General features: G+C 72.7%; 22 protein-coding genes and 1 riboswitch. Of the genes, 9 read left to right on the forward strand and 13 right to left on the reverse strand.

What is annotated here, in order from left to right; genetic code table 11:
• The first annotated feature begins 124 nt into the window (after positions 1–124).
• The 3 genes from IF22_RS0106590 (at position 125) to IF22_RS0106600 (ending at position 2,474) form a co-directional block, all read left to right on the forward strand.
• On the forward strand, positions 125–481 hold the full coding sequence (locus IF22_RS0106590; protein WP_245233552.1) for a YciI family protein: 357 nt from the start codon (positions 125–127) through the stop codon (positions 479–481).
• Positions 478–1,731, forward strand: a complete 1,254-nt coding sequence (locus IF22_RS0106595; protein ID WP_030329526.1) for an RNA polymerase sigma factor — start codon at positions 478–480, stop codon at positions 1,729–1,731. The genes IF22_RS0106590 and IF22_RS0106595 overlap by 4 nt, the downstream gene beginning before the upstream one ends.
• 92 nt (positions 1,732–1,823) lie before the next feature.
• Positions 1,824–2,474 carry a class I SAM-dependent methyltransferase gene (locus IF22_RS0106600; RefSeq protein ID WP_030329529.1) on the forward strand — a complete coding sequence of 217 codons (651 nt, stop codon included), beginning with the start codon at positions 1,824–1,826 and terminating at the stop codon, positions 2,472–2,474.
• A gap of 41 nt (positions 2,475–2,515) precedes the next feature.
• Here the strand turns inward: IF22_RS0106600 and IF22_RS0106605 are convergent, their stop codons facing one another.
• From IF22_RS0106605 to IF22_RS0106635, 7 genes are all read right to left on the reverse strand, one after another.
• Positions 2,516–3,976, reverse strand: coding sequence for an alpha/beta hydrolase (locus tag IF22_RS0106605; protein ID WP_030329530.1), 1,461 nt, complete (start codon positions 3,974–3,976; stop codon positions 2,516–2,518).
• A gap of 123 nt (positions 3,977–4,099) precedes the next feature.
• The gene (locus IF22_RS0106610) at positions 4,100–4,369 is read right to left on the reverse strand and encodes a hypothetical protein (RefSeq protein WP_030329531.1); all 270 of its coding nucleotides are present in this window, start codon (positions 4,367–4,369) and stop codon (positions 4,100–4,102) included.
• The gene (locus IF22_RS0106615; protein ID WP_030329532.1) at positions 4,366–4,713 is read right to left on the reverse strand and encodes an ArsR/SmtB family transcription factor; all 348 of its coding nucleotides are present in this window, start codon (positions 4,711–4,713) and stop codon (positions 4,366–4,368) included. The genes IF22_RS0106610 and IF22_RS0106615 overlap by 4 nt, the downstream gene beginning before the upstream one ends.
• Before the next feature lie 162 nt (positions 4,714–4,875).
• Positions 4,876–5,049 carry a CsbD family protein gene (locus IF22_RS32895; protein WP_036410891.1) on the reverse strand — a complete coding sequence of 58 codons (174 nt, stop codon included), beginning with the start codon at positions 5,047–5,049 and terminating at the stop codon, positions 4,876–4,878.
• Positions 5,050–5,123: 74 nt separating this feature from the next.
• A complete protein-coding gene (locus IF22_RS0106625; RefSeq protein ID WP_030329534.1) occupies positions 5,124–7,370 on the reverse strand; it encodes a heavy metal translocating P-type ATPase in 2,247 nt (748 codons plus the stop codon).
• A gap of 12 nt (positions 7,371–7,382) precedes the next feature.
• Complete coding sequence (locus IF22_RS0106630) at positions 7,383–8,330, reverse strand: hypothetical protein (protein ID WP_030329537.1); 948 nt, start codon at positions 8,328–8,330, stop codon at positions 7,383–7,385.
• 13 nt (positions 8,331–8,343) lie between these two features.
• Positions 8,344–8,553 carry a heavy-metal-associated domain-containing protein gene (locus IF22_RS0106635; protein ID WP_030329539.1) on the reverse strand — a complete coding sequence of 70 codons (210 nt, stop codon included), beginning with the start codon at positions 8,551–8,553 and terminating at the stop codon, positions 8,344–8,346.
• 95 nt (positions 8,554–8,648) lie between these two features.
• Between IF22_RS0106635 and IF22_RS0106640 the strand changes: the two genes are divergently transcribed.
• Complete coding sequence (locus IF22_RS0106640; RefSeq protein ID WP_030329541.1) at positions 8,649–8,945, forward strand: metal-sensitive transcriptional regulator; 297 nt, start codon at positions 8,649–8,651, stop codon at positions 8,943–8,945.
• Between the two features lie 6 nt (positions 8,946–8,951).
• Here IF22_RS0106640 and IF22_RS0106645 read toward each other — a convergent pair whose 3' ends face one another.
• Positions 8,952–11,036 carry a copper-translocating P-type ATPase gene (locus IF22_RS0106645; protein WP_081883728.1) on the reverse strand — a complete coding sequence of 695 codons (2,085 nt, stop codon included), beginning with the start codon at positions 11,034–11,036 and terminating at the stop codon, positions 8,952–8,954.
• A gap of 310 nt (positions 11,037–11,346) precedes the next feature.
• Here IF22_RS0106645 and IF22_RS0106650 point away from each other — a divergent pair, with 310 nt between their 5' ends.
• Positions 11,347–12,717, forward strand: coding sequence for a YibE/F family protein (locus tag IF22_RS0106650; RefSeq protein ID WP_030329545.1), 1,371 nt, complete (start codon positions 11,347–11,349; stop codon positions 12,715–12,717).
• A gap of 166 nt (positions 12,718–12,883) precedes the next feature.
• Positions 12,884–13,014, forward strand: a riboswitch (cyclic di-AMP (ydaO/yuaA leader).
• 4 nt (positions 13,015–13,018) lie between these two features.
• Complete coding sequence (locus tag IF22_RS0106655) at positions 13,019–14,038, forward strand: coiled-coil domain-containing protein (RefSeq protein WP_030329547.1); 1,020 nt, start codon at positions 13,019–13,021, stop codon at positions 14,036–14,038.
• Positions 14,039–14,094: 56 nt separating this feature from the next.
• On the opposite strand, the gene IF22_RS0106660 is transcribed toward IF22_RS0106655, so the two are convergent.
• Complete coding sequence (locus IF22_RS0106660) at positions 14,095–14,814, reverse strand: carbonic anhydrase (RefSeq protein ID WP_081883729.1); 720 nt, start codon at positions 14,812–14,814, stop codon at positions 14,095–14,097.
• A gap of 224 nt (positions 14,815–15,038) precedes the next feature.
• On the opposite strand from IF22_RS0106660, the gene IF22_RS0106665 reads away from it, so the two are divergent.
• Together IF22_RS0106665 and mycP are read left to right on the forward strand one after the other, a co-directional pair.
• The gene (locus IF22_RS0106665; RefSeq protein ID WP_030329551.1) at positions 15,039–15,374 is read left to right on the forward strand and encodes a helix-turn-helix transcriptional regulator; all 336 of its coding nucleotides are present in this window, start codon (positions 15,039–15,041) and stop codon (positions 15,372–15,374) included.
• 50 nt (positions 15,375–15,424) lie between these two features.
• Positions 15,425–16,654: a type VII secretion-associated serine protease mycosin gene (mycP, locus tag IF22_RS0106670; protein WP_245233544.1), complete on the forward strand. Its 1,230-nt coding sequence runs from the start codon at positions 15,425–15,427 to the stop codon at positions 16,652–16,654.
• 87 nt (positions 16,655–16,741) lie between these two features.
• Here mycP and IF22_RS0106675 read toward each other — a convergent pair whose 3' ends face one another.
• The 3 genes from IF22_RS0106675 to IF22_RS0106685 all read right to left on the reverse strand — a co-directional run bounded on the left by IF22_RS0106675 (position 16,742) and on the right by IF22_RS0106685 (position 21,525).
• Positions 16,742–17,020 carry a WXG100 family type VII secretion target gene (locus IF22_RS0106675; protein ID WP_030329555.1) on the reverse strand — a complete coding sequence of 93 codons (279 nt, stop codon included), beginning with the start codon at positions 17,018–17,020 and terminating at the stop codon, positions 16,742–16,744.
• Positions 17,021–17,045: 25 nt separating this feature from the next.
• Positions 17,046–17,354, reverse strand: a complete 309-nt coding sequence (locus IF22_RS0106680; RefSeq protein WP_030329557.1) for a WXG100 family type VII secretion target — start codon at positions 17,352–17,354, stop codon at positions 17,046–17,048.
• A gap of 205 nt (positions 17,355–17,559) precedes the next feature.
• Positions 17,560–21,525 (reverse strand): type VII secretion protein EccC, encoded by a 3,966-nt coding sequence (locus tag IF22_RS0106685; protein ID WP_030329559.1) that lies wholly within the window; start codon positions 21,523–21,525, stop codon positions 17,560–17,562.
• 164 nt (positions 21,526–21,689) lie between these two features.
• Here IF22_RS0106685 and eccD point away from each other — a divergent pair, with 164 nt between their 5' ends.
• Positions 21,690–23,087, forward strand: a complete 1,398-nt coding sequence (gene eccD / locus IF22_RS0106690; protein WP_030329561.1) for a type VII secretion integral membrane protein EccD — start codon at positions 21,690–21,692, stop codon at positions 23,085–23,087.
• Positions 23,088–23,109: 22 nt separating this feature from the next.
• Here eccD and IF22_RS0106695 read toward each other — a convergent pair whose 3' ends face one another.
• Entirely contained in the window at positions 23,110–24,297 is a 1,188-nt protein-coding gene (locus tag IF22_RS0106695; protein ID WP_030329563.1) for a type VII secretion protein EccE, read from the reverse strand.
• Positions 24,298–24,353: the final 56 nt, after the last annotated feature.

Here is a 24,353-nt window from a genome sequence, read left to right on the forward strand (position 1 = left end):
CGGCGCCGGTTTCTGCGCTTTTCTTCGGTACGCGGTAGGGATCGGGGGAACGGCTCCGACCCTCCGGTGAGCCGCGCCCCGATCGGGGTGCGACCTGAGCCTGAGGAGCATCGCCGTGAAGTACATGCTGCTGATCTGGAACCGGCCCGGCTTCACCGAGGGGCTGAGCGAGCAGGATCGCACCGCCCTCTTCGGTGAGGTCGACGAGATCATGAAGGAGCTGACCGAGACCGGCGAGCTGATCGGCGGCCAGGCGTTGGCCAATCCGTCGCAGACGTTGACGGTCCGACTCGTCGATGGCAGCCCCGAGGTTCTCGACGGTCCGTTCATGGAGAGCAAGGAGCAGTTCGCGGGCTACCTGGCAGTGGACTGTGACAGCCCGCAGCGGGCTGCCGAGATCGCCGCCCGCTGGCCGGACGTCCGGTACGGCGGCGCGATGGAGGTCCGCCCGATCATGGATGAGGCCGGGACGGAGATGTGACCGGGGACCGGACGGTCGAGGACCTGCTGCGCACCTTCGCGCCGCAGGTCCTCGGCCTGCTGGTCCGTCGGCACGGGCAGTTCGACAGGTGCGAGGACGCGGTCCAGGAGGCGTTGCTCGCCGCCGCGACGCAGTGGCCCGCGCAGGGCGTACCGGACAATCCGCGCGCCTGGTTGCTCACCGTGGCCACCCGCCGGCTCACCGACGAGTGGCGCAGCGAGAGCGCGCGCCGGGACCGCGAGGTGGCGGTGGCGCGACGCGAGCCGGCGTACGCCGGGGTGGCGCCGGCGGCCGACGCGGAGCCCAACGTTCCGGCCGACGATGACACCCTCACGCTGCTGTTCCTCTGCTGCCACCCGGCGTTGCCCGGGTCGGCGCAGGTGGCGCTCACCCTGCGGGCGGTCGGTGGTCTCAGCACCGCCCAGATCGCCCGGGCGCACCTGGTGCCCGAGGCGACGATGAGCCAACGCATCCGGCGGGCCAAGCAGCGGATCGAGGCCGCCGGGGCCCGGTTCACCCTGCCCGGGCCGGCGGAGCGGGCCGAGCGGCTGGGGGCGGTGCTGCGGGTGCTCTACCTGATCTTCAATGAGGGCTACACCGCGTCCAGTGGCCCGGACCTGCGCCGGGCCGAGTTGACCGGCGAGGCGATCCGGCTGGCCCGCATCCTGCGCGGGCTGCTGCCCGACGACGGTGAGGTGACCGGGCTGCTGGCGCTGATGCTGCTGACCGACGCGCACCGGGCGGCGCGGGTGGGGCCGGACGGAGAGTTGGTGCCGCTGGCCGAGCAGGACCGCTCCCGGTGGGACGCCGCCGCCATCGCGGAGGGGGTCGCGCTGATCACCGAGGCGTTGACCTGGTCGCCACCGGGCCCGTACCAGCTCCAGGCGGCGATCGCCGCGGTGCACGCCGAAGCCCCGACAGCGGCCGAGACGGACTGGCGGCAGATCGTGGCGCTCTACCGGTTGCTGGCCCGGGTCGCGCCGAACCCGATGGTCACCCTGAACCAGGCGGTGGCGGTGGCCATGGTCGACGGGCCCCGGGCCGGGCTCGCCCTGCTCACGCCGTTGGACGCCGACGACCGCACGGCCGGACACCACCGGCTGGCCGCCGTCCGGGCTCACCTGTTGGAGCTGGCCGGGGAGGTCGGTGCGGCGCGGGAGGCGTACCTGGCCGCGGCGCGTGGCACCACGAGCCGACCGGAGCAGCGGTACCTGGAGGTGCGGGCGGCCCGGCTGACCGGCCAGGAGTGACCGGCGACATCTTGCCATTTCGGCAATTAACTTTGCACATTGCCCCGGTGCCCGGTCACAGTCGTGGGCGACGCGCGAAGGAGCAGGCACCGATGACCGAACAGCACGAGTTCGACAGGGACTACTGGGAGCGGCACTGGCAGCAGGCGCACCCCGGCCGTCCCGGCGCGATGAGCACCAGCCCCGCACACCCGTACCTGGCCCGGGAGACCGGCGGCCTGTCGCCGGGCTCGGCGCTGGACGCCGGGTGCGGCGCCGGTGCCGAGGCGATCTGGCTCGCCTCCCACGGCTGGCAGGTCACCGCCGTCGACATCGCCCCCGTCGCCCTCGCCCGGGCCGCCGAACGCGCGGCCGAGAGCGGGGTGTCTGACCACGTGCGATGGGTGGCGGCGGACCTGACGGCCTGGGCCCCGGAGACGCCGTTCGACCTGGTCACCACGCACTACGCGCACCCCGCGATGCCGCAGCTGGACTTCTACCAGCGCATCGCCGGGTGGGTGGCACCCGGCGGCACCCTCCTGATCGTCGGGCACCTGCACAGCTCCGAAGCCACCGGCCACGGCCATGGGCATGGGCATGGGCACCACCCGCCCGACGAGGCGTCGGTCACCCTCGCGGACATCACCGCCGGCCTGGACGACGCCACCTGGGAGATCGTCACCGCCGGGGAACACCGCCGCATGATGCCGGGTCGGGAAGCCCCGCTGAACGACGTGGTCGTCCGCGTCACCCGACGACGCTGAGCCGGGCCGGGTGGCGCGAACCACCCGGCCCGGCGGCGCGATCACACCTCGGGTTCGACGGCCGGGCAGCTGGCGCCCCGAGCGGGCACCGCCTGATCGATCAGATAGGCGTCGACGGCTCGTGCCACGCACGGGCTGCTGGTGTAGCTGCCGTGTCCCCACCCGTCATAGGTGAGCAGCGCGCCGTGTCGGCCCAACTGTCGGGCCACGTTGCGCGCCCAGCCGTAGCCGCTGGCCGGGTCGTGCACGGTGGCGGCGAGCAGCAGCGGCACCTCGGTGTGGACCCGGAGCCGATGCTGCGGGTTGGCGACCGGCGTCGGTGTGCCCAGGCAGGTGACCAGGGCGAACAGCGCCGGCGGGTAGCGCAGGTCCGGCGCGAGCCGGGCCGCCCGTCCCAGGTGCCCGACGTACTCCCGGTAGTCCCGGACCGGCAGGTTCCAGTCCTGACAGAAAACCGCGAAGGGGTACGGAGCCACGGCCTCGTCCGCCAGCGGGCGGACGCTGGATGTGGTGGCGGCGCCTTCCAGTCGGACGATCCACTCGGCCAGCTCCGGCCACCGCCAGGTGTCGTAGAGCTTCTTGTGGGCGAGGCGGCTCAACTCGAACGGGGCGAGCGCCGCCCCGGCCCGGTCCGGGTCGGGCAGTGAGCCCCGCTCCGCCCGGGCGTGCAGCCCGGCCCAGCTGGCGCGCACGTCGCGACCGTGCAGGACGCAGTCGACCGAGCGGGCGCACCAGGCCAGGAACTCGTCGAACGCGCCCTCCGCGGTGACAGCCTGGGTGTCCAGGAAGGCGCGGGTGCCGAGGCTGTGATCCATCGACGCCTCCAGCACCATGGCCCGGACCCGGTCGGGGTACAGCTCGGCGTACCGCTGCCCGAGCACTGTGCCGTACGAACTGCCGTGGAAGGTCAGCTGCCGCTCGCCGAGCGCGGCGCGGACCGCGTCCAGGTCACGGGCGGCGCTGGTGCTGTCGACGTGGTCGTAGAGCGCCCCGGTGCGGGCCCGACAGTCGGCGCGCAGCAGCGTGTTGTTGGCCAGGACGGCATCGAACTGGGCCTGGTCGGCGATCAGCTGCGGTTGCCGGGCGAGCAGGTCCCGGGCACAGATCACCGGGTGACTGCCGCCGGTGCCGCGTGGGTCGAAGCTGACGATGTCGAACCGGGCACGCAGGTCGGCACTGAACCGGGAGCTGCCGTTCACCACCCGGTCGACCCCGCTGTCGCCCGGACCTCCGGGGCCGAAGACCAGCGCGCCCTGCCGGGTGGACGGGTCGGCGACCCGGCGGGCCAACGACAGGTCGAAGCGCTCACCCCGGGGCCGGTCCCAGTCCACCGGCAGCGACAGGGTGCCGCACTCGGCGCTGGCGTCCGTGGCGCAGGGCCGCCAGTCGATCGTCGGGGCGGACTGTTGTCGGGCGGCGGCCGGGCTCGCCGGGGTCAGGCCGGCGGCGGTGAGGGCCAGGGCGACCGCCCAGCCCACTGCGGATTTGCGTACGCGCAGCATGAGGTGCTGTCCTCTCCTCGAAGGAGCGTTGCCGGTGAAACTCGCCCACTGGGCGAGGTGATGCTGCTTCCACCCGGGCCGTCGAGTAGCCGCTCGACGGCCCGGGGCCTCTCGCCCGCCGGGTCAGTCGACCTCGCGCAGGACGCGTTCCAGCGTGGTCATCCGGGTCTCCATCCCGCCGAGCCGGCCATCCATCGCCGCGAGCAGTCGGGTGTTCTCCGCCTGGGCCTGCGCGGCCGTCTCGGCGAGCCGGCGGTAGTCGTCCGCGCGGGCCGCCTCGTACCGGGCCCGCCGGGTCTTGGCGATCTGGACGACGGTCACGGTGACCACGCTGATCAGGAAGCCGAAGATGCCGATCGCGCCGACCACCTCGGTCCAGTCGTGCTCGCTCATCGCGGGGCTCCTGGCTGCTCGCCCGAGTCGGGCACGGTCAGCGTCTCGACGGCCGCCGCGATGACCGCGGGGGTGAGTGTGAGCACGAACGGCTCCACCTCGTAGTAGTTCATGGCCTTCCCGTCCTCCGACAACTCCAGGCGAGCGGTGACCAACCCGGCCGCCGCCAGCTTCCGTAGGTGGACCTGCAACAGCGCCCGGCTGATGCCCAGTTGCCGGGCCAGCCCGCTGACGTACGCACGCTCGCGGGCCAGCGCGGCGACGACCCGCAGTCGGTGCGGGTTGGCCAGGGTGGCCAGCACCCGGACCAGGTCGTCGCCGGTCGGCGGTGGAGCGGTGCTCATAACCAGCCCTTGCACATGCCAAGGAAAGTTAGCAGGTGCCGGCGCGCGGCAGGGTGGGACGAAAGCGGAATCAGGGGGATCTCAGGGTCACGAAAAGGCCCGGACACACAGCACGCCGGGCCGGTGATGATCACCGGCCCGGCGTGCGGGTTACGTCGTACGTCAGCTCTTGAAGGCGTCCTTGATCTTCTCGCCCGCCTGCTTGAGCTTGGCGGTGGACTGGTCAGCGCGACCCTCCGCCTCCAGCTGCTCGTTGTCGGTGGCCCGACCGGCGCCTTCCTTCAGCTTGCCGGTCGCGTCCTCGGTGGCGTTGTTGATCTTGTCGTCGAATCCCATTGCCAACCTCCATTGCCAGCGTCGCTACAACCACAGAGGTACCCCCACTGTCACCGGCTCAACCGTCACCGTCGTCACAGATCGGCAGCGGCCGGACGAAAGCGACGCAGCCGCAGGCTGTTGGCCACCACGAAGACCGACGAGAGCGCCATCGTGGCACCGGCGATCATCGGGTTGAGCAGCCCGGCGGCGGCCAACGGGAGGGCCGCCACGTTGTAGCCGAACGCCCAGAACAGGTTGCCCCGGATGATGCCGAGCGTGCGTCGGGACAACCGGATGGCGTCCACCGCGGCGTCCAGGTCGCCCCGGACCAGGGTGAGGTCAGCCGCCTCGATCGCCACGTCGGTGCCGGTGCCCATGGCCAGCCCCAGATCGGCCTGGGCCAGTGCCGGGGCGTCGTTCACCCCGTCACCCACCATCGCCACCGACCGCCCCTCGGCCTGGAGCCGTTTGACCACGTCGACCTTCCCGGCCGGCAGCACCTCGGCGATCACCTCGTCGACACCCACCTCGGCGGCGACAGCACGAGCCACTGTGGTGTTGTCCCCGGTGAGCAGGACCGGGGTCAGCCCCAGCCCGCGCAGCCGGGCCACCGCCGCCCGGCTGCTCGGCCGAACCACGTCGGCGACCGCGAGCACGCCGCGCGCCCGCCCGTCCCAGCCGGCGACGATCGCCGTCCGGCCGGCGGCCTCCGCGTCACGCACTGCCCACTCGACCTCCGGTGGTACGTCGAACCCGCGCTCGCGCAGCAGCCGCACCCGGCCGACCAGCACGGCCCGGCCGTCGACAGTGCCGGTCACCCCCAACCCTTCGAGGTTGCCGAAGCCGGTCACCGGGGGCAGCACGCCCGCATCGGTGGCCGCGACGGCGACCGCACGGGCGATCGGGTGCTCGGAGGCGGCCTCCACCGCCCCGGCGAGCCGGAGCAGCTCGGCCCGGTCCACACCGCTGGCCGGCACCACGTCCACCAGCGTCATCCGTCCGGTCGTCACGGTGCCGGTCTTGTCGAGCACCACGGTGTCCACCCGGCGGGTCGACTCCAGCACCTCCGGTCCCTTGATCAGCACGCCGAGTTGGGCGCCCCGGCCGGTGCCGACCAGCAGCGCGGTCGGTGTGGCCAGGCCGAGCGCGCACGGACAGGCGATGATCAACACGGCCACGGCGGCGGTGAACGCGGCGGTCGGGCCCGCCCCGGTGCCGAGCCACCAGCCCAGCGTGCCGACGGCGAGGGTGATGACGATCGGCACGAACACTCCGGAGATCCGGTCCGCCAACCGCTGCACCGCCGCCTTGCCGCTCTGCGCCTGCTCCACCAGGTCAGCCATCCGGGCCAGCTGGGTGTCCGCGCCGACCCGGGTGGCAGTGACGATCAGCCGCCCGCCCGCGTTGATCGTCGCGCCCACCACGCCGTCGCCCGGGGCCACCTCGACCGGCACCGACTCACCGGTGAGCATGCTGGCGTCGACAGCCGAGGTGCCCTCGTCGACCACCCCGTCGGTGGCGATCTTCTCGCCGGGGCGGACCACGAACCGGTCGCCGACGACGAGCCGGTCCACCGGGATCAGGGTCTCCACGCCGTCGCGCAGCACCGCCACGTCCTTGGCGCCGAGGTCGAGCAGGGCCCGCAGGGCGGCACCGGCGGTGCGCTTGGACCGGGCCTCGAAGTAGCGGCCGGCCAGGATGAACACGGTGACCCCGGCGGCCGCCTCCAGGTAGATGTTGCCGGCGCCGTCGGTGCGGGTGATGTCGAAGCGGAACGGGTGCGTCATCCCGGGCATCCCCGCGTCACCGAGGAAGAGCGCCCACAGCGACCACCCGAACGCGGCCAACGTGCCGAGCGACACCAGTGTGTCCATCGTGGCCGCGCCGTGCCGCAGGTTCGTCCAGGCGGCCCGGTGGAACGGCAACCCGCCCCAGACCACCACCGGGGCGGCCAGGGTCAGCGACAGCCACTGCCAGTAGTCGAACTGCCAGGCCGGGACCATGGCCAGCAGGACCACCGGCACGCTCAGGGCCACCGAGACCCAGAGCCGGGTACGCGGGCCCCGCAACGGGTCGACCGGAGGCTCCGCGCTGGGCGGGGCCGGCAGCGCCGCCGCGTAACCGGTCTTCTGGACGGTCTCGATCAGGTCGTCCGGCGTGACGTCGTCGGCGTACCGGACTGTCGCCTTCTCGGTGGCGTAGTTGACGGTGGCGCTCACCCCGTCCATCCGGTTGAGCTTCTTCTCGATCCGGGCGGCGCACGCGGCGCAGGTCATCCCACTGATCGCGAGTTCGATCCGGTTCGGCGCCTCGGGCAGCGGTCTGCTGGTGGTGGTCATCGTCTGGTCCCGTCAGTTGTGTCCGTGCCCGGGGGTGCCGTGGTCGGTCGTGCCGGTCGGCGCGGGCCCGCTCGGGCCGCTGACGTCTCCGGCCGGGGCAGCGCCGGCGACGACGGTGAACTCGGCGGTGCGCACCTGCCCGCCGTGCTTGAAGTCGAGGTAGAGCCGGTAGCTGCCGGCCGAGGGCACCTCGGCGAGGAAGGTGACGGCCGGGCCGGGCTGGGTACGCCCGTCGCCTGGCGTCCCGTCCGGGTGCACGTGCAGGTACGCCAGGTCACCCCGGCGCAGCGCCACCAGGTGCCCGTACGCGCCCAGGTAGGGCTCCAGGTCGGTGACCGGCTGCCCGTCCCGGCTGATGCTCAGGGTCAGCGACGACGTGCGGCCCGGCTGCGGCGCACCGGTCAGGGTGACCGTGTAGCCGTCGACGGTGGTGCTGGTCGCCGGGGCGGGCAACGGCCGTTCGGTCAGCTCGCCGGGGACTGTCACGTCGACGCCGAGGGTCAGCGGCTCACCCCCGGTCGGGGTGAAGTCGGCGAACGCCCGCCACTGCCCGGGGCCGGCCACCGGGGTGTCGACCCGCCAGGTGCCGTCCGGGGCCAGCTCGGGGTGGACGTGGCGGAAGCCGGAGAGGTCCCGTCGGGCGACGATCAGGTGCATCTGCTTGTCGTGCGCCACCTCGTACCGGGTGACCGGTCGGCCGTCCGGGCCGGCGATCCGGAAGGCGAACTCGCCGGCCGGGGCGTCGACCGGTTCGAGGGTGTAGCCGTTCTCGGAGACGAGCAGCCCGCCGGGGAGCTGGTCGGCCGCCCCGCCGTGCTCGTCCGCCGGCGGGGCGGCGGCAGTGTCGTGCCGGCTCTCGGCGACCGGGGCGGGGTCGACGACCCGGCCGATCCCGTAGGTGGCGCCGAAGACCGCCGTCAGGCCGACGGCGAACCCGGCCAGTTTCGTCACGGTACGCACGCCGGCCCTCCGATCACGCGTCGACGAGGTCGTAACCGGCCTCGTCGACGGCGGCCCGGACGACGGCGGTGTCCAGCGGCTGATCGCTGCTGACGGTGACCCGGCCGGAGGCGAGGTCGACCTGGACGTCTGACACGCCAGCGATGGCACCGACCTCGGCGCTCACCGCGCTGACGCAGTGCCCACAGGTCATGCCCTGCACCTGGTACGTCGTGTTGACCATCGGATCGTCTCCTTTACGGTACCGGTACCCGGTGGGGGTATCCAACCGGAACACGACCGTACCATACCCCCCAGGGGTACGCTATCCTGGTCGGCATGACCGCACCCACCCCGATCCGCGGATACACCGCCAGCAAGGACCAGCTGCTCGCGCGGCTCCGCCGCGTCGAGGGCCAGGTCCGGGGCATCGAGAAGATGGTCGACGACGACCGCTACTGCATCGACGTGCTCACCCAGATCTCCGCGATCCAGGCCGCCCTCGACAAGGTGGCCCTCGGGCTGCTCGACGGGCACGCCCGGCACTGCATGCACGAGGGCGCCGCCGAGGGCAGGGCCGACGAGATGGCCACCGAGATGATGGCGGCGGTCGGCCGGCTCATGAAGCGCGGCTGACGGGCGTCAGTCCGGCACGGGATAGAGACGGACCCGCCGCAGCAACTGCGCGTTGAGCGCCACCACGATGGTGGACGCCGACATCAGCACCGCGGCCACCGCCGGGCTCAACGTCACGCCGGCCCCGGCCAGCACCCCGGCGGCCAGCGGCAGCGCCACCACGTTGTAGCCGGCCGCCCAGGCCAGGTTCTGTCGCATCTTCCGGTACGACGCGCGGGACAGCCGGACCACCGCACCCACCCCGCGCGGGTCCGAGGACGCCAGCACCACCCCGGCGGACTCGATCGCCACATCGGTGCCCGCGCCGATGGCGATGCCCACGTCCGCTCGGGCCAGCGCCGGCGCGTCGTTCACCCCGTCGCCCACCATCGCCACCACCAACCCCCGCCGCTGCAGGTCGGCCACCCGATCGTCCTTCTCCGCCGGCAGCACCTCGGCGAAGACCTCGTCGACGCCGGGCCGGAACCCGAGGTCGGCGGCGACCGCCTCGGCCACCGACCGCGCGTCACCGGTGATCATGGCGATGGTGCGGACACCCTCGGCCCGCAGCTCGTCGACGGCGCGCCGGGCCTCCGGACGCACCTCGTCGGTCAGCGCGAACGCACCGAGCACGGCGTCCGGCAGCCGCACCAGGTGCAGCACCGCGGCACCCCGCGCCGACCACCGCCCGGTCGCCACCTCCAGCTCGGCCGGCAACGACACGTCCAGCTCCCGCAGCAGCGTCGGCCCGCCCACCGCGTACCGCGTACCGTCGATGGTCGCCTGCACCCCGCGGCCCGGCAGCGACCGGAATTCGGCGGCACGGGCCGGGCCGGTCGACCCGGCCGCCGCCACTATCGCCCGGGCCAACGGATGTTCGCTCTCCGACTCGACGCCGGCCGCGATCCGCAACACCTCGTCCCGCTCGACGCCAGGCACCGTCACCAGGTCGGTCACCCCGTGCTCGCCCCGGGTCAGGGTGCCGGTCTTGTCGAAGAGCACCGCGCCGACGGTCCGCATCCGTTCCAACGCCAGTCGGTCCTTGACCAGGATCCCGGACCGCGCGGCGAGCGCGGTGGAGAGCGCGACGACCAGGGGGATGGCGAGACCCAGCGCGTGCGGGCAGGCGATCACCAGGACGGTGACCGCACGGACCACCGCCTCGTCCGGCTGACCGAGCGCGGTCCAGACCAGCACGGTCAGCACGGCGGTGCCGGTGGCCAGGTAGAACAGCGCGGCGGCGAACCGGTCGGCCAGCAACTGGGCGCGCCCACCCGAGCCCTGCGCCTGCGCGACCATCCGCTGGATGCCGGCGAGGGCCGTCTGCTCACCCACCGCCTCGACGCGTACCCGGATCGCCGAGTCGGTGGCGACGGTGCCGGCCACCACCCGGTCGCCCGTCGACCGGACGACCGGTCGCGACTCGCCGGTGATCATCGACTCGTCCAGCTCGGCGCCGCCCTCGACGACCCGACCGTCCGCCGGCACCCGACCTCCCGGCCGGACCAGCACCACGTCGCCGATCCGCAGACCGGCCACCGGCACCGCCTCGACCCGACCGTCCGCCGCCACCCGTTCGGCCTCGTCCGGTAGCAGCGCGGCCAACGCCGCCAGCGCCCCCCGGGCCTGCCCGATGGCCTTCATCTCCTGCCAGTGCCCGAGCAGCATGATGGTGACCAGCGCGGCCAACTCCCACCAGAAGTCCAGGTCGAACGCGCCGACGCTGGTCGCCAGGGACGCGGTGTAGGCGACGGTGATCGCCATCGCGACCAGCAGCATCATCCCCGGTGCCCGGTCCCGCACCTCCCGGACCGCGCCGACCAGGAACGGCCAACCGCCCCACCAGAACACCACCGAGCCGAGCACCGGGCCCACCCAGGACCGGCCGGGGACGTCGTCCAAGGCCAGGCCCAGCTGGTCCGACACGAGATGACTCGTCAGCACCACCGGGACGGTCAACACCAGGCAGACCCAGAACCGGCGGCGGAACATCGCCGGATCGTGCCCGGCGTGCTTGTCGTGCCCGGAATGATCGGAATGCCCGGCGGGCCTCTCGTGCGGCACCGGTCCGGCGTGCCGATAGTCGGGGTCGGACGGCGACGGAGCGGGCATAGCTCCAACATGCCGGTCCGAGGGCCGCCACGCGAGCGATTCGGTCACCGACACTCCGCCACGACCTGCGACCCCGCCACGGGCTGGCTAGCATCTCCCCCGATGGCCCTCCGGATGCCGCCGCACAGTCGGGCACTGTCGCCGCCACGACGTGACGTCGGCTCCGACCGGCCGGGCCGAGCACTGACCGTCCGTGATCAAGCGGTCGTCAGGCAGCGAATCGTCCCGCCGACCGCCGCGTTTCCACCGAAACGGTGAACCGCCCGGCTCGCTGACCCGTACCCCGCACCGGATCGTTGGGAGTCTCGCCTTGGGTTCCGACCACACCCGCCCGGCTCCGTCCGCCCCACCGAGGGTGCGACGGATCCTCGTCGTGACGGTGGTACCCCTCTTCGTCGCCACCGTGCTCGCCGCGGTGCTGCTCTGGCCGCGCGGCGGGTCACCGCAGACCGACGGCGGCGCTGACGTGCCGCGCTACCCCGGCACTGTCACCCGGGTGGTGAACGAGCCGTGCCCGCCGGCGCCGTCGGTCCCCGAGGGCACCCCGAGGGTCGGCAACGGACGGTGCGGCACCGTCGACGTCCGGGTGGACGACGGGCCGACCGCCGGCCAGCAGGTACGGACGCCGGTGCCGGACGGGCCCGGCGCACCCCGGGTCGAGGTCGGCGACGAGGTCATCCTGGTCGAGCTGACCGATCCCACCGATCCCAGCACCAGCAACTGGAACATCGCCGAGCACCAACGCGGCACCCCGATGATCTGGCTGGCGGTGGTCTTCGCGGCCGCGATCGTCGCGTTCGGTCGGTGGCGGGGTCTGGCCGCGCTCGCCGGACTGGCCGCCAGCTTCGCCATCCTGCTCACCTTCGTGCTGCCGGGTATCGGTGCCGGCAGGTCACCCCTGCTGGTGGCGGTGGTCGGCGCCGCCCTGATCATGTTCGTGGTGCTCTATCTGACGCACGGGGTCACCGCACAGACCTCGGTCGCCGTGCTCGGCACCCTGGGCAGCCTGGTGCTGACCGGCGTACTCGCCACCATCGCCACGGCCGCCACCCACCTCACCGGCTTCGGCAGCGAAGACGCCACCACCCTGTCGATGTTCCAGGGCGACGTCGACCTGCACGGACTGCTGCTCGCCGGGATCATCATCGGATCGCTCGGGGTGCTCGACGACGTGACGGTCACCCAGGCGGCCACCGTCACCGAACTGGCCAACGCCAACCCCGGCCTCACCCGGTTGCAGCTGTACCGGGCGGCCACCCGGGTCGGCCGCGCGCACATCGCCTCCACTGTCAACACCATCGTTCTGGCGTACGCGGGCGCGTCGCTGCCCCTGCTGCTCCTGCTCACCGCCGACGCGCGACCGATCGGGCAGATCCTCACCAGTGAGTTCCTCGCCCAGGAGATCGTCCGCAGCGCGGTCGCCACCCTCGGTCTGATCGCCGCCGTGCCGCTGACCACCGGGCTGGCCGCGGTGGTGACCGCCGCCGGGCGTACCGACGCCGTGCCGCCGGCCGACGCTCCCGCCGCGCGCCCCCAGCCGGACCGCAGCGAGGCACTCGCCGCCCTCAGCTCACCGCGAACGGCCGGCTCCAACAAGCCGGACCGGCAGCGGGCCGCACCCCCACCCGAGGCCGCCGACCGGTGGCCGGAGTCGAACAGGAGCACGGATACGGCATGGTGACACTCCTCAGCGTGACCAGATCGGGCAACCACCCTGAGAACCACGTCACTGGTCACTCAACGCTATGGCGAAATGACGCTTTTGGTCGGCATCCAGGCGTAGCTCAGCCGGTCGACTCTCGGGTAACCTCGCTGCCGGTCACCGATGAAGGCGCGAAGCGGCGCCTGCGGTGCCACCGCCCAATCGCCAACCGGCGAGCCGGGGACCCAGGTACGTGGGGTGAATCCGCGTCAGCGGTAGGGGCCGCTTCCGCCCCGAACCCGTCAGCTAACCCGGTCGGCGGTCGACGGAAGGGAACATTGTGACGGCACCCCTACGCCGCTGGTTGACACCCGTGGTGGCCGTGATCGCCGCACTGACCGTGTTCGCCGGGCCACTCCCGGCGCACGCCGCCCCGACGAACCCCACACCGTCCGGGCACGAGGAGGACGGCGAGCCCAAGCTGCTCAACGACGTCATCGAGCAGGCCAACCGCGACTACTCCGCCGCCAAGTCCAAGCTGGACAAATCCAAGAAGCGGCAGAGCGAGTTGGCGGCCGAGGTCGACCGGGCCAACGCCGACCTGGCCGCACTGGCCCCGCAGGTCGGGCAGATCGCCGCCCAGGCCTACCGGACCGGCCGGATCGGCGCGATCGCGATGCTGCTGGAGAGCGACGCCCCCGACTCGTTCGTCCAGCGCGCCGCGGTGCTCGACGAGATGAACATGGTCAACGAGAAGAAGCTCTCCGAGGTCAACGAGGTGAAGGCCCGCGCCGAGCAGGCCAAGCTGGCCCTCGACACCGAGGTCCGCGAGCAGCAGAAGCAGACCGCCCTGATGGCGAAGCGGAAGAGCGAGGCCGACAAGGCGCTCTCCCTCGTCGGCGGCAAGGGCTTCACCGGCGGCCTGGTGGACGCCACCTCCCCGGTCGCGAAGATCGGCCCGGGTCGCACCGCCGACGGCGACTGGAAGCCCCAGTCGTGCAGCGAGAACGACCCCACCACGTCCGGCTGCGTCACCCCCCGCACGCTGCACGCGTACAAGGAGGTCAAGCGGGCCGGCTTCAACCGGTTCGTCGGCTGCTACCGCCCCGGCGGGCCGTGGGAGCACCCGAAGGGCCGCGCCTGCGACTGGTCGCTGCAGAAGAGCGGCTTCTCCCCGTGGCACAACAACGACACCCGGACGTACGGCAACAACGTCGCCGCGTTCCTCATCCGTAACGCCGACCGGCTCGGCATCTACTACGTGATCTGGAACCGGCAGATCTGGTTCCCGGCCACCGGCTGGAGTTCGTACAGCGGGCCGTCGAACCACACCGACCACGTCCACATGTCGCTGCTCTGACCCGTACGACCCCGGTTGAGGGCCGTTCCGCGTGACGCGGAGCGGCCCTCGTCATGTCACACGGTGGCAGGGGCAGCCGGGTCGGCCGGGGTGTCCAGCGTCGCGAAGCCAGCCGGCACGGCGGCAACCGGGCGCACCGCCCCGGCGGCCAGCCGGTAGGACATCCCCACCACCGCGCACCGCCCCCGGGCCACCTCGTCGGCCAGCACCGGGGACTGCCCGAGCAACGTCTCGACGGTCTGTGCGATGTGGATGTCGACGATGCCGTCGATGTCGTCCACGCCCTCGGCCTCGGCCCGGCGCAGGCTGGGCAGCACGGCGTCGACCACCGCGCCCAGGTGGCCGCTCGGCGCGGTGCCGGTCGCGGCGGACTCCCGGGCGGCCTGCACCGCACCGCACAGGTCGTGACCGAGCACCACCACCAGCGGAGTGCCGAGCACTGTCACCGCGTACTCGACGCTGCCGAGCACCTCCGGGCCGGCGGTGTGCCCGGCCGTGCGGACCACGAACAGGTCACCCAACCCGCGGTCGAAGATGATCTCGGCGGCCAGCCGGGAGTCGGAGCAGCCGACGATCACCGCGAACGGGTGCTGCCCGTCGGCGACGGCGGCCCGGTGCCCGGCGTCCTGGTTGGGATGGTGTGGCGCGCCGCCGACGAAGCGTCGATTGCCGGCGACCAGTTCGGCGTACGCCCGGCTCGGCTCACTGAGCACTGGCGCTCGATAGGTGGTCCGCTGCGTACCCGGCTGACCACCGGCGTTCCCGGCATGACTCATCCCGCACCTCGTCTCGACGCATCTCACCTGGTCAGACCGACTTTCCGCCGACCGGGCGGCGGGCGCTCAGTCGCGCTCCACCGTCACACGCACGCTAAGATGCGTCAAGGTATGCGTGATTTAGATTTCATACGTTGACCCCGGTCGCCCCCTGGGCAACCCTCCCAGGGCGGGGCGGACAAGACTCTCCGCGAGCAGGCGGACATCCGGAAGGGCGGTCAACGATGGCGAGCACTGTGACGGGCGACACCGACGGCGGGCGGAACTGGACGTTCCTCACCAATCACGGGCACGTCCTGCTGGCCATCGCCCGCAATCCCACCGCCCGGCTACGCGACGTCGCGGCCGAGGTCGGGGTCACCGAACGCGCCGCGCAGGCGATCGTGGCCGACCTGGAGGCGGGCGGCTACCTGCACCGCACCCGCGTCGGACGACGCAACGAGTACACCCTCAACCCGGCCGGCCGGTTCCGGCACCCGGCCGAGGCCGACCGACAGGTCGGCGACCTGCTCGCGCTGTTCGCCGACACCCCCACCGCGAAAGCGAACCCCCGGGCCTGACCTCGTCACCGGGGGCCGCTGCCCGACGGCAGCGGCGGTAACCTTTGCGGGTGCGCGAATGCCCGCCGTTGAGCGCGACCTCGTCCCGACGTGCCCTTCGCGGCGTCCTCAGTGGAACGCTGGCGGCAGTGCTCGGCGCTGGCCTGGTGGCACCCTCCCCCGCGGCGGCGGCACCGCCGCTGTGCGGTCCCCCCGGCTCCGACGGCCTGACCCAGATGCCGTGGGCGCTACGCCGCCTGGAGCCGTCCTCGGCGTGGCCGCTGTCCCGGGGCGCCGGGGTCACGGTGGCCGTGATCGACTCCGGAGTCTCCGCCGCCCACCCGCTCCTCAAGGGGCAGGTCCTCGAGGGTCGCGACTTCAACGGCCTACCGGCCCGGCAGGGCCAGTGCGACGAGGCCGGGCACGGCACGCTGATCGCCGGCATCATCGCGGGCCGGGAGGGCACTGTCGTCCCCTTCACCGGCATCGCCCCGGCCGCCCGCATCCTGCCGATCCGGGTGCTGCCACAGCTCGGGGCGGTAAGCGATCCGCAACTCCCCGCCCAGATCGCGGCAGCCATCGACTGGGCGGTCGCGCAGGGCGCCGACGTGATCAACCTGTCCCTCACGACGATTCCCCGCCCCGAGCTGACGGCGGCCGTCGAGCGGGCGCTGGACAAGGGCGTGGTGCTGGTCGCCGCCGCCGGCAACCGGTCGGAGGATTCCCAGAACCTGCCGGGCTACCCGGCCGCGTATCCCGGAGTGATCGCCGTCGGTGGCGTGGACGAGCAGGGCAGCCACGTCGGCACCTCGATCAGCGGCGACTACGTCGACATCGCCGCACCGGGAATGAACATCGTCGGGCCGGCGCCCGGGAACAGCGGCTACCGCACCGTGCCGGAGGGCGGGACCAGCTACGCGGCCGCGTACGTCTCGGGAGTGGCCGCGCTGGTCCGGGCCGCCTACCCGAGTCTCAACCCGCAGCAGGTCGCGGATCGGCTGAAGCGCACCGCGGACAACCCACCCGAGGGTCAGAACGCCGACATCGGCCACGGAATGGTCAACCCGTACCGGGCGGTGTCGAGCCTGCTCGGCACCCGGACGAACCCGCCCATCGGCGCGCTGCCGGCGCCGGCCGTGCGGGACGACCCGCTGAGCTGGCAGCGCCCCACCGCGATCTGGGCGGCGGTCATCGGCGCGCTGCTCGCCGGGCTGCTGCTGGTCGCCCGGCCGATCATGACCCGGGGCCGCCGACGCGACTGGCGCCCCGGCCGACGCACCGACGCACCGACCGCCGGTTGAGCGGCGCACCGCGACGCGGTGCCGACGCCCACACACAAAGCGGCTCCGGGCCGGGCGAACCGGACCGGAGCCGCTTGTGCGAATGCCTCAGCTCCACACCTTGGAGTTGCTCATCTCCGTGGTGAGGTAGTTCTCCCGGGCGATGCCCACGGCACCACCGATCTCGTTCAGGATCCGGTTGATGTCCCGGACCGCGGCGTCCCACTTCGCCTGGTGCTGCTCGTAGGCAACCCGGTCCTCGCCGTCCCAGTGCAGCTTGGTCAGCATCGACCGCAGCGTGTCGAGCTTTTCCTCGAGGGTCTTCGAGATGGCCTGCATCTGCTGGTTGCTGCTCTCGAGGACCGCATAGTCAACTTTGATCGTCACGATTTCCTCCTCTGCCGGCTACGGATCACGGGTTGAGAGCAGAGTGGAACTTGTCCAGCATCTGCTGCTGCTCCTCGTCGTTGACCTGGTGCGTCGTACCCGACTTGTCGAGCAGGTCAGCGATGCTGTCCATCGCCGTCAGCAGTTTGACGGTGTCCTCGTTCCAGCGCGTCATCAGCGACTGGAAGCCCGTGGACGCCTGACCCTTCCACGCGATGGCCAGGTCGTCGACGACGTTCCACAGCTTCTTCAGCTCACCGTCGACCTCGCTGCGCGTGGACCGCACGTCACTCGCGGCGGTATGCAGAGTCGCAGCTTCGACCTCGAACGCCATGCTTCACACCCTTCCGTCTGTTGTGGTGGCGGCTTCGCCGCATCCCTCCCCCGCGGCAAGGCAGCAACACCCCACCGACGGACACTCCTGTGAAGACCGTAGCGGAACCTGTCCAGCCCTCGCAGCCCTGGCCGGTGCCGTTCGATGGATGGTGGTGAATCGGGCCGGGACAGCCCACCACCCCCCACCGAACGGCCGACCGCGCTCAGGCTGGCTCAGACCAGGCGGTCTGGATCAACTGCTGGCCGTCGCGACGACGGACCAGGGTGCCCCGGCCGGGCGGTTGCGGGCTCGGCCGCAACGTGCCGAAGACCGCCCCCTCCTCCCGGTTGCCGGACATCAGCAGGCCCGGCGAGTCCAGCTCACGCAGCCGTTGCAGCACCGGCTCGTAGAGCGCCCTGGACACACCGCCGACCCGGCGCGTGATGATCAGGTGCAGACCGATGTCACGGGCCTGCGGCAGCAACTCCTGCAGGGCACTGAGCGGGTTGCTCCCGCCGGAGGCCACCAGGTCGTAGTCGTCCACCAGGATGTACAGATCCGGGCCCTTCCACCAGCTCCGGTCGCGCAGCTGGGCGGTCGTCACATCCGGGCCGGGCAGCCGGTTGGACAGCGCGCTGCGGATCGACCCGAGCCCCTGGGCGAACGCCTGGTTCGACGGCGCGTAGTCGAGCAGGTGGTCACCCTCCACCGCCCCCAGCAGGCCGCGCCGGTAGTCGGCGATCACCAACCGGGCCTGCGCCGGGGTGTACCGCTCGGTGATCCCCCGGGCGATCAGGCGCAGCAGGTTGGTCTTGCCGCACTCCGCGTCGCCGAAGACCGTCAGGTGCGGCTCGTTGGCCAGGTCCAGGTAGACCGGCGCGAGCGCCGACTCGTTGACACCGACCGGGATCCCGGGCGCCGACCGGTCGATGATCCGGGCCAGTTCCGCCACCGGCAGGCGGCGGGGCAGCAACCGCACCTTCGGCGCGGGACGACCCGGCCAGTTCGCCGCCACGTGCCCGGCCAGGGACACCGAGGCCTCGCTCAGATCGTCGATGTCGCGACGCCCGTCGATCCGCGAGATGGCGGTGAGGAAGTGCAGCTTGTCGCGGGTCAGACCCCGACCGGGTGACTTCTCCGGCACGTTGTTCGCCGCGCGGCGGTCGATCTCGGACTCCGACGCGTCACCGAGGCGCAGCTCCAACTTGGTGCCGAGCAGGTCCCGCATGTTGATCCTGATCTCCGCCCACCGCACGGCGGTGAGCACCACGTGCACACCGAAGCCGAGGCCCCGGTTGGCCAACGTGGTGATGGTCTGCTCCAGCTCCTCGTACTCCTGGCGCAGTGTGTTCCAGCCGTCCACCACCAGGAACACGTCGCCGAACGGGTCGTCGGCGAACTCGCCAGCGGCCCGACGACGGCGGTAGCTCGCCACCGAGTCGATGCCGTGCTGGGCGAACCGGCCCTCCCGCTCGTCCAGCACCGCGACCACCTCGGCCACCGTCCGGCGGACCGCCTCGACGTCGCGTCGGCCGGCCACCCCGGCCATGTGCGGCAGCCGCTCCATGCTGCGCAGCGCGCCCCCGCCGAAGTCCAGGCAGAAGAACTGCACCTCGCGTGGCGTGTGCGTGAGGGCCAGCGAGGCGAGCAGCGTACGCAGCATCGTGCTCTTGCCGCTCAGCGACCGACCGACGATGACCACGTTGCCGCCGGCCCCGGCCAGCTCGACCATCATCGGGTCCCGACGCTGCTCGTAGGGGCGGTCCACCACACCGACCGGCACGGTCAGCCGCCCGCGCCCGGGCCAGGACGCGGTGCACAGCCCGTAGGTCGGGTCGACCGCCAGCGGGCCGAGCAGCTCACCCAGACCCGGCGGGTCGGCCAGCGGCGGCAGCCACACCTGGTGGGCCGGGCGGCCCCGACCCTTGAGCTGGTCGATCAGCACGTCGAGCATCGCCACGGCCTTGCCGTCGGCCGGCTGCTCCGGCTCCGGGGCGGTGTCCACCGGCACCTGCGGGACCTGCACCGGAACGAAGTCGAGGCCGTACGGCACGATCCGCCGCTGCACCAGCGCCTGCGAAGCGGATGCCTGCTGCCCCGGGGCGCGGTACGCCCCCGACACGTACGCGGCCCGGAACCGCAGCATGGTGCTGGTGTCCGTCTTCAGGTAGCCGTGGCCCGGCGCGTTCGGCAGCTCGTACGCGTCCGGCACGCCGAGCACGATCCGGCTCTCCACAGCGGAGAACGTCCGCAGACCGATCCGGTACGACAGGTGCGTGTCGAGGCCCCGCAGCTTGCCCTCTTCGAGGCGCTGGCTGGCCAGCAGCAGGTGCACGCCGAGGGACCGCCCCAACCGGCCGATCATCACGAACAGGTCGATGAAGTCCGGTTTGGCGGCGAGCAGTTCGCTGAACTCGTCACAGATGATCAACAAGCTGGGCATCGGGTCCAGCGGCTCACCGGCCGACCGCGCCTTCTCGTACTCGAAACGGGAGACGTAGTTGCCGGCCGCCCGCAGCAGCTCCTGCCGGCGCACCATCTCGCCGGCGAGGGCGTCGCGCATCCGGTCGACAAGCGGCAGCTCGTCGGCCAGGTTGGTGATCACCGCGCTGGTGTGCGGCAGCGCCTCCAGCGAGGCGAAGGTCGCACCGCCCTTGAAGTCCACCAGGACGAAGTTCAGCTCCTCCGACGAGTGGGTCACCGCCAACGCGGCCACCACCGTCCGCAGCAGCTCACTCTTGCCGGAACCGGTGGCCCCGATCACCAGACCGTGCGGGCCCATGCCCTCGTGCGCCGACTCCTTGAAGTCGAGCTCGACCACGTTGCCGTCCGGGCCGACACCGAGGGGGATGCGCAGCCGGTCACGGTGACCACGCGGACGCCAGGTGTTCTGCACGTCCACCGCGGCGGCGTCACCGACGCCGAGCAGGTCCGGCAGCTCCGTGCTGCGCGCCAACGGCTCGTCGCCACCGGTCTGCTGCTGCGAGAGCCGGAACGGGGCGATCTGTCGGGCCAGCCCCTCGGCGGCCTCGGCGCTGAGCCGGTCAGGCCGGCCCAACGTCGACGACGAGCTGCCCCGGACCAGGTCGAGTGAGCTTCCGTCGCCCACGTCGAGGCAGAGCAGCCATCGGCCGGCGTCGCGCGGCACCGTCCCGGAGAGGTCGATCACCGTGGTGCCGAGCAACCCCGGGCCCACCAGCTGACAGGTCGGTGAGATCTCCCCGCCGTCGATCACCACGATCAGGTGCGGGGCAGTGGTCAGCGGCTTCGCCTCCGGCGCGAACCGGGGCCGGCCGGTCAGCTCGGCGCTGAGCGCCGCCTCGGCCTCGGCCAGGCTGGCGAAGACCAGCCGGCGGGCGCCGGCCGCGTCCGTACGACCGCTGTGGTGGGCGTGCGGCAGCCACTTGACCCAGCCCCAGGACGTCTGCCGGTCGGGTGCGGCAACCACCGCGATCACCAGGTCGTCCGGCGCGTGGAAGGTGGCCAGCTGCCCCAGCGCCGCCCGGGTCAGATCGAGCACGGGCTCGCGGTCGCCGCGCAGCACCACCCGGCTGAACGCGCGCACCGACAGCGCCGTGGGCAGGTCGGGCACTGTGGAGTGGGCGCGGACGAACCGGCGAAGCGCGATGGCGCTCATCGGCTCCAGGTCCTCCACCGGCTTCGTCTCCGGCGGGACGATCTCCACGGCGAGCCGCTGCGGGCCGAGGGCGATCCGGGTCTCCCCGAAGTCGTCCTCGGTGATCCGTCGCTCCCAGAGTCGCCGGGACGCGGCGATCGACCAGAGCGCGTCGGGCTCCGGGTGCCGCCAGGCCATCGCCGCCCGCTGCTGCTCGGCGGCCCGCCGGGTGCGCTTGCGCATCTGCGCCAGGTAGCGCATGTAGTCGCGGCGGTCGGCGTTCAGCTCGGCCTTGTCCTTGCCACCGTTGTTCGCCAGCGAGCCGATCGCCATGCCGAGCATCGAGACACCGAACAGACCACCGGCGACGTACGTCATCATGCCGCCGCCCTTGCCGGCGTAGAGGAACGCCATGGCACCGACCCCGCAGAACATCGGCAGGATCATGAGCAGCTGCCCCATCCCCCGGGGCGTCGGCTCGGGCAGCTCGGGAGGTGACTCCAGCAGCACCTCGCCGCGCGGCAGGGCCGGCCCCGGCTGACGCGGGAGCCGACGGAACACCACAGTGCTCACGGCTGTCTCCTCCCCAGAAGCGGCCCTGATGACGTGCCGCCGCGGACCACCGCCCGCGGGTGGGCATCGTACGTGCCCGTCATCGTAGGTAATCTGCCGTGTGCGCGGTGGACCCGGACCGCAGCATCACAGCCAGCCGATCACAGACGCACCTGGAGGCCACTGTGGCGACGAAGACGGCGACCGGCGGTCTGAGCCGGATCACCATCGTGGCTCCGCGTACCCGGATGGACCTGGCGCTGCCGTCGGACGTGCCGATGGCCGACCTGCTGCCCACCCTGCTGCGCTACGCGGGCGAGGACATGGCCGACGAGGGTGCGCGGCACGGCGGCTGGGCACTGTCCCGGTTGGGCGGTGCGCCCCTCGACGGTGGTCGTACCGCGGCGCAGCTCAGCGTCCGCGACGGTGAGGTGCTCTACTTCAACCCCCGCTCCGACGCCGCACCGGAGATCGTCTTCGACGACGTGGTGGACGCGGTCGCCACCGCGACCAACCAGCGCCCCGGCGCCTGGCAGGTCGGCGCGACCCGTTCCTTCGCCGTGATCTTCGCGGCGGCGGCGCTCGGCGCCGGCGCGGTGGCCGCCCTGTTCGCCGGCCCGCCGCACCTGCCCGGCGCGGTGGCCGCGCTGCTGGTCGCGGTGGCGCTGCTGGTGGGCGCCGCAGTGCTGTCCCGGGCCGCCGGGGACAGCGGCACCGGCGCGGTGCTGGCCATGATCGGCCTGGTGCACGCGGCCACCGGCGGCCTGCTGCTGCTCGCCGGCGACCGATCGCTGACCGAGCTGGACAGTCCGCACGTCCTGCTCGCGGCAACCGCGGCGGTGGTGGCCGGCGCGGTGGCCGTGCTGGCGGTCGGCGACCGGTACCCGCTGTTCTTCGCCACGATCGGGGTCGCGGCCGCGACCGGCCTGGGCGCGGTGCTCTGCCTGGTCCTCGACCTCGACGCGGCGGCCTCCGCCGCGGTGATCGCCGCAGTGGCGTTCGGCGTCGTGCCGGCGCTGCCGATGATGGCCTACCGGCTGGCCCGGCTGCCGGTGCCGTCCATCCCGACCGGCCCGGAGGACCTGAAGACCGACAGCGAGTCGGTGGACGGTCGGCAGGTGCTCCAGCAGAGTGAGCGCGCCGACGAGTTCCTGACCGGCCTGCTGTGGACGGTCGCCGTGCTGGTGCTGGGCGCGCAGATCGTGCTGGCCCTGGACGGGCGGCTGCCGGCGGTGTTGCTGTGCCTGGTGCTGGCCCTGCTGGCGCTGCTGCGGGCTCGCCCCCTGCTGGGCCGGGCCCAGCGCACCCCGGTGCTGCTGGCCGGCACCGTGGGTCTGGGTCTGGCCGCCGCGACCACCTTCGCCGGTGGGTCGCTGCCGGTCCGGCTCGGCCTGATCCTGGGCGGGCTGGTGCTGGCCGCGGTGATCAGCCTGATCTACGGTCTGAGCGTCGCCGGCAAGCGCATCTCCCCGGTCTGGGGCCGCCTGCTCGACATCGTCGAGATCCTGCTCATCATCTCGCTGGTGCCGCTCGCCTTCTGGGTCTGCGGCCTCTACGGCTGGATCGTCAACCTCCGACCCTGACCGTGTCTCGCCGCCGCACCGGTCAGCGCGACCGCGGACCGGTCAGGACGCCCAGCGCCGACGCGACCGGAGCGGTGGCGTAGACGCCCGGGGCATGCTGACCGTCCATCGGCCGGGTGGACCCGCCCGCGCGGTCGGCGACCTCGCGGACCACCTTGACCAGCGCCTCGACATGGTTGTCCATCGCCGCGACCCGCACCAGCGGCGCCGCCACCCGACCGTCCGCCGAGACGGTCACGGCCACCGTGTGCGACGGCGCCGAGGTGGCGGTGATCGCGTCCACGAGAGGGCCGAGCGGAGCGTCGGAGCGGCCCCGCAGCGCCATGCAGCGGTGCGTCCAGCCGCCGCCGCGCAGCCCACGCCAGCTCTCCGCCGGCACCTCGGGCACCAGGTCCAGACCGGCGGCCGAGACGATCGCCGCGCGCAGCTCCTCCCGGCCCAACGGGCGGTGGGCCAGCCCCGCCGAGGTCAGCGCCTTGCCGAGCCGGCCGATCCCGGCGGCCACCGTCCGGTGTACGCCGGTCAGCCCGCCGCCCCGACTCACCGCCTCGACCCGGGCGTCGCGGACGGTGAGCCGCAGCGCCACCCAGACGGTCCGGTGCGCCGCCGGCGGCGCACCGGGTGCCGGATACCAGACCAGCGTGTGCGCGACGACCTGGGCCCGGGAGACCGGGGCGTTGAAGTCCGCGAGCACGCCCAGCGCGCGGTCCACAGCGGACGCGTCGACGGAGCCGACCGCCGCGCCGGTGGCGGACTGCAGGGCGACGGCGGCGAACCAGCCCTGGTCGTCGCGCCCGATGCCGAGCCGGGTGCCACGGTCGGTCAGCTCGATGATGCTCAGCTCGGGGGCGAGCGCCGCCAACCGCGGGTCGCTCGCCGTGCCGTCGGCCAGCGCGGCCGACGCCCGCTCGCCGCGACGCCGCAGCCGACGCCGCAGCAGCAGGTCCTCGAACCACCAGCGGCCACCGCGACGGGCGAAGACCGCCAGGACGACCAGCAGCGCCACCGCGCCCACCGCGGCGAGCAGCCAGCTGGGCCCCGCCGTGGCGGCCCAGACGCCGATCACGCACAACTCCAGCACGACGAGCTGCCCGACCAGCACGGGACCGACCCGTCCACGGCCGGATCGTTCGGCCGGCGGCGTCAGCCGGGTCGGAACGTCGACAGGGTCCGTGACCGCTCGGGCGGGTGGCGCCTGAACCTGCGTCATCGCTGACTGTCCCTCCTGCACGGTACGACTCTGCGCCGGGTCTCCTCCGGAGCCGG

The organism is Micromonospora parva (genome assembly GCF_000718515.1).
Lineage (GTDB): Bacteria > Actinomycetota > Actinomycetes > Mycobacteriales > Micromonosporaceae > Micromonospora > Micromonospora parva.